This is a genomic window from Veillonellales bacterium (assembly GCA_039680175.1).
GTDB lineage: Bacteria > Bacillota > Negativicutes > JAAYSF01 > JAAYSF01 > JBDKTO01.
On the sequence record JBDKTO010000081.1, the window covers coordinates 1 to 6,291 of the forward strand.

Genomic DNA, 6,291 nt, shown 5'->3' on the forward strand with positions numbered 1-6,291 from the left:
CTCCGTCATTTTTTCCGACGAGGCAACACCGACGGGAAAATAATACTGGAAACTAAAAAGGGAAGCGCCCATAATAGGAGCGCCTCCCCTTTTTCATATAAGAAAGGAGTCATTGTTGGGGTTTCCACCGGTTGTCTACAAAAGTTTAGCTGTCATCGCGAGGCGTTAGCCGCGGCGATCTCAAAGAAGGCGCGACGTTCTGAACACAGAGATTGCTTCGCTGCCGCTCGCAATGACAATTCCAGTACCAAGAGCTATAAGCCGCCAGCCAAGTGCCATGAGCTATCCGTTGTACAAGCCGTTGCTCTGCATGTAATTATAAATTTTTTCTCCGTGTTCCTGCTCTTCTTTTTGGATATGATTGAGAGCCTGACGGACATTGGTATTGGCGGATTCGAAAATCGCTGTGTCATAGGCCCCGGAAACAAATTTTTCCGTCATCAGCATGTCGGTGCAGAGAGAAGCTTCGTTTTGACCGGTAGATCCGGTCGTTTGACTGGCTGGAGCCGACTGACCGGCTTGGGCGGAAGACGCAGCTTGCTGCTGGCTTTGGCTACCGCTTTGCTGGCTTAGCTGCGGCACTTGACCGGACAGCATTTGGTTAATGGTATTATAATGCTGCTGCTCGCTGCCGGCCAGAGCGGTAAATAGCTGCTGCAATTGCGGATCCTGAGTTTGTCCGGCATATTTTTGGTACTTTTTGATGCAGATTTGTTCGTGCTTTTTCTGATCTTCCAGGTAGTTTTTTTCCTTCTGTGTTAGCTGTAATGTCATAATCAACACCTCCGTTTCTATTTTGCTCCACAATAAGGGTTTCATTCACCGGAAAAACAAAAATTAAGAAAATAATTGGCAAACACTAGCCAATCCAATACCAGTTTACAAATAGCAGAGTACAAACAAACAGCAGCAAGGCGCTGATCAGCATACCAGCGGTATAATAGGCTGTCGGCACCGGTACCCAGGCAAGATAGAGCGGAAACAAAACGAAAACGAAGCGGGACATGCTGTAAAGAGGAAAACCTTCGGAAGAGGAGCATAGTGGAAGGAGAAACCACAGCCAGGCAATAAGCAGATAGGATTGTCGGATTTGGATTTTTTTTGCCAGTGTTAGTCGCATTAAGCCGCCGAAAGTGAAAAGGACAAGCAGGGCATCAAGCAGGATCCCTGGTTCCTGAGCAAAAAAATCAGCACCAAGCAGTGATATATTTCGCCAATAACTGATCCAGGGATAGCTGAAATAGCGGCCCCAGCTTTGCTGGGCGTGGACAAAGGCTAAAGGATCGCCGGTTAGCTGCCAATTGTACAGACTGAAGCAGGAGAGAGCTAGAAATGGCAATAAAAGCGCAGCCAGAAAAGATTGTCGCCGGGGACGGGCTTTCCAGCCTTCTAAAAATATAAGGCCCACCAGGCAGATCCCCAGATTGCGGGTCAGAGCAGCGAACATGGCAAAGAAGCCGGCCTGATACCAGCGGCCTGTGCGGCTGCAATAAGCGCAGGCCAGGGAAAATACGAGAAATAGGGGTTCGGTGTAGATACTGTTTAAACAGAAAGAGGTGGGAAACAGACCGTAGGCCAGGAGGGCGCGACGGCTTTGTTCAGCCGAAAAGTCCAGCCGGAATACGGCGTACAAAAGCCAAAAGCTGAAACCGGCGAAAAGATTGCAAAGCAGAAACCCGGCGGCGGCCGTGCTAAGACCAGACCAGGCAAGGATTTTTATCAGCAATACGATGACTGGGAAGAAGACAATGGATTGACTGTTATAGCCAAACTGAGCCACATAAGTATACCAGTGAGCATCCCAGCGGATCCATTTATCAATGAACGGGCTACCCACTGCCAGGAATGAATTTACAAAACCGGCCGGTTCATGCCGAGGAAAAAAATCTGCCAGCGCCGCGGCAGCGAAGACAATACCGGTATGCAGAACAAAAGCCAGCCAAACCGGTTTAGGAGGAAGAAGCTTAGAATTCATTTGGCACCTCTTCGGTCTTTACAGGTGAATTACGATATTTTGCCGGCGTATTCCTGGGTGACGACTAATTTGACATTCTGGCTGTCGATTTGTCTGCCGGACGCAGACCAGGTCCAGCGGTTATTGGCGATGAATCCCCAGGAGGTGGATACGCTAATCCCCGCCAGCTGTCCCAGATAGATGTTCCAACCCAGGGACAGAAAGAGACGGGCAAATAAGGCGGTAATTGCAATGCCAAGGCCGCAGACCAGCATGAATTGAGGAAACTGAAGGACCCGGTGCCACAATACCGGATATTGACGTTCCTTCCAGGTCACACGGTCATTCCAGAAAAAGTTATGAGTCATGGCAATGAATGACGCGGCTACCGAAGCGGCGAATTGACTGAGGGGAAAGAAGCTGAGCAGCAAGCTCAGTGCCAATAGATTGACGAACACCCCGAGAAAGCCGACCAGGCAAAAGGCGTAGAAGCGCCGGTCTTCCGGACTGCTGCGGACGAGTCTGGCAACGTGGCGCAAATAATTCCACTGTTCCCTCAGACTCATTTTTGATTCACCGGCATCCCGGGCAGCAAAGGAATAAGGGATTTCGTGAACCGTGCGGTAATGTCCCTTTATCAAAACCTCCATCAATATTTTCCAGCCGATGGGATTGAGCTTGGTGGCCGTGATAACGCTGCGGTTCAGCCCGAAGTAACCGCCGGTGCAGTCCGAGATATCCCGCAGGCGGGTAAAGGAGATGCGGCCGATGGTTCTGGCGGTCCAGGAGACAAGTTTGCGGAATCCGTTTAAGCCTCCATCGGAGCCGCCCGTGATAAACCGGCTGGGAATGACGATATCGGCTGTGGCCAGCCGTTTTAGAATCAGCGGAATTAATTCCGGCGGATGCTGGAGATCAGCGTCCATTACGATGATACAAGAACCTTGCGCCTGGGAAAAGCCGGCAACTACTGCGGAAGCCAGCCCTTTTTCTCCTTCCCGGTGCCGATATTTTACCTGGGGAATTCGGTGGGAAAGTTTTTCCAATATAGCAGGAGTATTATCAATACTGTCATCTATAAACAGGATTTCATAAGATATGATTTCCCCCGACAGCACCCGGCTGATTCGTTCAGCAATCAGGCGGACGTTATCGGCTTCGTTATAAGTTGGAATGACGATGCTGACTTCCATATTTTGGTTGTCATCCTTTCGGCATAGTTTGCGGGAAAAGTTCCGACAGTTTAGTATTCCAACTATTTAAAAATAAAATCAGCATTTTCGAAAAAGCCGGCGGATAAAAGGCCGCTGTGACAGTGGTAAAGTCATGGCTATCGTTTAAGACTGGCCGGGGGGAGCAGTAAATAAATATGTTTATTGATTGCGTTATCTAATGCATTTTTACATTTAGTGTAAAAATTCATTGGATAATAAGCATATATTTTGTATAATAGAGGGAGAAGTTACCTTATTCATGATGTCTCTGCCAGTATGATCAGCAAAAACACCACTAAGATTCTGCCAGCCGTGCAGAAATGGCAGTCCAGGCCGCTGGACTGCCTGTATCCGAAAAATTCTGTCATGACAAGTGAGCCACTATAAGCGGCGATACTCTTTGACTGTTTAGTAAAAGTGAATATTTGGGCAAACCTGCCGAAAGGCTGGGGCGCAAAGCTATGGGTCTAATGACGAGTTGTCGATGATTGCCAGGTTGCTAGTAAATATGTTAAGAGCACCTTAGCTAATAGGCAGATGCTCTTTTGTATTTTTTTAGGTCACTGTAATATTACATTTTAATAGAAAAACAGGAGGCTCGCAAATGATTTTGTTTAAAGGGAAAAGTATTCAGGTAAAGGTCACTGTTATTTTGGTAATTGGACTTTTAGTAACATTAAGTATTTTAGGATTTTGTAATTTTTATAATGCAAAGGGTATCCTAGTATCAGATGCCGAGGAGAATATTGCCCATCAGGCAGATGCCTATGCCAGGGAAATTGGCATGTGGAAAGATACACGTGAAGCAGAAGTCTCAATCTTGGCTACAAACCAAAGCGTTGTTAATGGCGATACGCAGGGAGCCCTTGACTATTTAAACGAACAGGTAAAGCGGAATCCCCTTTATTTACGATTTTGGCTTGTAGATTCTCAGGGACAGGCGATTCATACAACCGGGGATAGAACAAATATTATTGATCGTGACTATTTTAAACAGGTTATGTCTACGGGCAAGGTGCTGACTACTAACCCGGTTATTTCTAAAGTAGATGGCAAGATGGTTGTATCCGTAGTTGCTCCCATTCGAAGAAATAATGAAATTATCGGCGTCTTGGGCGGAACTGTTACTGTTGATACTCTTATTTCGCGCATAAATGAGATTAAGGTTGCGCAAAGTGGTTATGCTTATGTCATCCAAGATAACGGGCTAATAATTATTCATCCGGATAAAGAACAAGTGATGAAGACAAATATTCTTACCGACGCGAACGCAAACCGTCAGCTTAAAGCTATAATGAGCAAAATGGTAAATGCTGAAAATGGCATTGGAAAGTATCAAGAAGGAAATATGACAATGGATATTGCTTATGCTCCTATTCCCGGAACTCATTGGAGTTTGGCCGTTAACGTACCGGAAAAAGAAATTCTTGTAAAGTTAACGCCTTTTGCCCGAACTTCACTTATTATTATTGCATTGATTCTTATCGCCACATGTGTGTTAGGCGTTATCATCTCAAGACGATTAACTAAGCCGATTATATCGTTAAACGGAGCGGTTAAAAAAATAGCGCAAGGCGATTTAACATTACAAGCAGTGTCCGCGAGTACTATGGGATCAAATATCTCGGATAAGGATGAACTGGACACTCTGGCGATTCATTTTGATACTATGGTAGATAAGCTGCGTAAATTAGTTCAACAAATAGCAACATCGGCGGAACAGGTGGCAGCTTCGTCGGAAGAATTGAATGCCAGTGCCGAACAGTCGGCTCGTGCTGTAACTCAAGTAGCCGGATCAATTAACGATGTTTCACAAGGTGCAGAAAAACAATTGCAAGCGGTAGATGATGCATCTGCCGTGGTAAGTGAGATGTCGGCCGATATTCAGCAGGTAGCTGTTGGTGCCGGTGAGATGGCTGACAATGCATTTCGGGCAGTTGAATCGGCAAAGGAAGGCGATAAATCTGTGAGTGAGGCTGTTGGTCAAATGGCTCACATTGAACAGACCGTCAACAATTCAGCGCAAGTCGTAGCTGTTTTGGGTGAACGATCGAAAGAAATCGGACAGATTGTTGATACGATAGCTGGGATTGCCGGACAAACCAACTTATTGGCGCTTAATGCTGCGATTGAGGCAGCCAGAGCAGGCGAACAGGGTAGAGGATTCGCTGTCGTAGCAGAGGAAGTTCGCAAGCTGGCGGAACAATCCCAAACTGCGGCAAAACAAATTGCCACACTGATTGGTGAAATTCAAGGGGATACCGATAAAGCTGTTGCCGCTATGGGTGACGGTATCCATGAAGTTAAAGTTGGGACCGAGGTTGTTACTATGGCAGGTCATACTTTTAAGAAGATTGTAACATTGGTAACGCAAGTATCGGAACAAGTGAAAGGGAGTTCCTCAGCCACCGAGAAGATGGCCGGCGGCAGTCAGAAAATTGTTGCCGCAATGAATGAAATCGACAAAAACAGCAAAATTGCAGTCGGACACGCGCAGTCAGTGTCAGCGGCTACAGAAGAACAAGCCGCATCTATGCAAGAAATTGCCTCATCAAGCCAGAGCCTTGCCAAGCTTGCTCAAGATCTTCAGACAGCGGTTAGTCATTTCCGAGTTTAGAATAGAAATATATTGATATAAAAGAGCAGGATTTAGCCAGCTTCTACTAGAAAATAGCCATTACTTATTGTGCGGCAGCTATGGCTGTCTTTATCGTAGGCGGGAGTCTTGACTCACCGCCTACGATAAAGACGAAATGCAAATTTATGATGCAGCATCAATATGAGAAAATTATCTGACCCTGGTAAAATTACAGCAAATGAAAAATCCCTTCTTAAAAACAAAAAAGGAGCTGTTGCAATAACGAAAAGATTCGTTGGCAACAGCCCCTGCTTTTTGAGGATTGACTCAACAAATTTTTACACACATAAAAAATGGGTACACGAAATAAAGAGGAAAGAGTTTCCTCTAAAATCGGTACTCATTTTTTGTTTGTTAAGCTGTTTTTAACGGATGAAGGTATTCTCCACAATGCCCGTGCTGTATCTTCGAATGCAGCTTGTTCACATTATGCGCGAGTCCGAGCAGGATGCTTTCGGCCAATACATTTTCCGTACCCCGGCACA

The 6,291-nt window shown here is 46.0% G+C and carries 4 protein-coding genes and 1 riboswitch; of the genes, 1 reads left to right on the top strand and 3 read right to left on the bottom strand.

Annotated features, from left to right (window positions below; genetic code table 11):
• Positions 1-282 precede the first annotated feature (282 nt).
• The 3 genes from ABFC84_13580 to ABFC84_13590 form a co-directional block, all read right to left on the bottom strand.
• Positions 283-774 (bottom strand): spore coat protein, encoded by a 492-nt coding sequence (locus tag ABFC84_13580; GenBank protein ID MEN6413771.1) that lies wholly within the window; start codon positions 772-774, stop codon positions 283-285.
• 85 nt (positions 775-859) lie between these two features.
• Positions 860-1,975: a hypothetical protein gene (locus tag ABFC84_13585; GenBank protein MEN6413772.1), complete on the bottom strand. Its 1,116-nt coding sequence runs from the start codon at positions 1,973-1,975 to the stop codon at positions 860-862.
• 29 nt (positions 1,976-2,004) lie between these two features.
• On the bottom strand, positions 2,005-3,147 hold the full coding sequence (locus ABFC84_13590) for a glycosyltransferase family 2 protein (GenBank protein ID MEN6413773.1): 1,143 nt from the start codon (positions 3,145-3,147) through the stop codon (positions 2,005-2,007).
• A gap of 439 nt (positions 3,148-3,586) precedes the next feature.
• A riboswitch (cyclic di-GMP riboswitch) is annotated at positions 3,587-3,672 on the top strand.
• A 100-nt stretch (positions 3,673-3,772) separates the two neighbouring features.
• On the opposite strand from ABFC84_13590, the gene ABFC84_13595 reads away from it, so the two are divergent.
• Entirely contained in the window at positions 3,773-5,785 is a 2,013-nt protein-coding gene (locus tag ABFC84_13595) for a methyl-accepting chemotaxis protein (GenBank protein MEN6413774.1), read from the top strand.
• The last annotated feature ends 506 nt before the right edge of the window (positions 5,786-6,291 follow it).

Bases quoted from the DNA above. Each gene is read 5' to 3' on its own strand.
- ABFC84_13580 (MEN6413771.1), bottom strand. From the start codon at position 774: ATGACATTACAGCTAACACAGAAGGAAAAAAACTACCTGGAAGATCAG.
- ABFC84_13585 (MEN6413772.1), bottom strand. From the start codon at position 1,975: ATGAATTCTAAGCTTCTTCCTCCTAAACCGGTTTGGCTGGCTTTTGTT.
- ABFC84_13590 (MEN6413773.1), bottom strand. From the start codon at position 3,147: ATGGAAGTCAGCATCGTCATTCCAACTTATAACGAAGCCGATAACGTC.
- ABFC84_13595 (MEN6413774.1), top strand. From the start codon at position 3,773: ATGATTTTGTTTAAAGGGAAAAGTATTCAGGTAAAGGTCACTGTTATT.